Below are 693 nucleotides of genomic sequence, written 5' to 3'. Positions count from 1 at the left end.
CCGGCCCCGCCGACACCGCCCGCGGCGCCTTCCTGCGCGAGTCCTGGCAGGCGGCGGCCGGGCAGCTGGCGGCGCTGTCCGGCACCGCGATCCGCCCCGACCGCCCCGGCGTGCTCGCCCAGCTCCAGCTCGCCCGGCGGCACGGCGTCGCCGCCCCGCGCACCGTGCTGACCACCGACCCGCACCTGGTCCGCGACGCCTTCGACGGGCCCCGGGTGGTCGTCAAGGCGGCGCACCACCACTTCGTCGAGCCGGTGCCGGGCTGGCTGCACGGGGTCTTCCCGACCGTCCTGGACCGCGCGGCCCTGACCGAGGCCCCGCGTCCCGGCCCGCCGGTGCTCGTCCAGGAGTACGTCGAGCACGAGGCCGAGCTGCGGGTGTACTTCGTCGCCGGGCGGCTGCAGGCCTTCGAGGTCGCCAAGGCGGACCCCGCCGCCCCCTGGACCGACCCCGGGCGGCTCTCCGTGCGCGCGCTGCCGTCGCCGCCGCCGGAGGTCGCCGCCGCGACCCGCGCCCTGGCGCGGGCGCTGGAGCTGCGCTACGGCGCGTTCGACTTCCTGCTCAGCGCCGGCACCCCGGTCTTCCTGGAGGTCAACCCGGACGGCGACTGGCGCTGGGCCGAGCGCCGCACCCGCGTCACCCCGGTCACGGCCGCCGTCGCCGCGATGCTCGCCGCGCTCCACCGCGCGGCCG

The 693-nt window shown here is 79.4% G+C and carries 1 protein-coding gene; it reads left to right on the top strand.

The annotated features are described in order from the left end of the window. Positions 1-693, top strand: a 693-nt coding sequence (locus ABD308_RS37580) for an ATP-grasp domain-containing protein (protein WP_344345215.1), incomplete at both ends; no start/stop codon positions are given.

Origin of the sequence: Kitasatospora putterlickiae (assembly GCF_039527695.1) — a bacterium.
GTDB lineage: Bacteria > Actinomycetota > Actinomycetes > Streptomycetales > Streptomycetaceae > Kitasatospora > Kitasatospora putterlickiae.
Note: the sequence above shows the minus strand (reverse complement) of the source record. Positions and strands in the feature narration are given on the sequence as shown.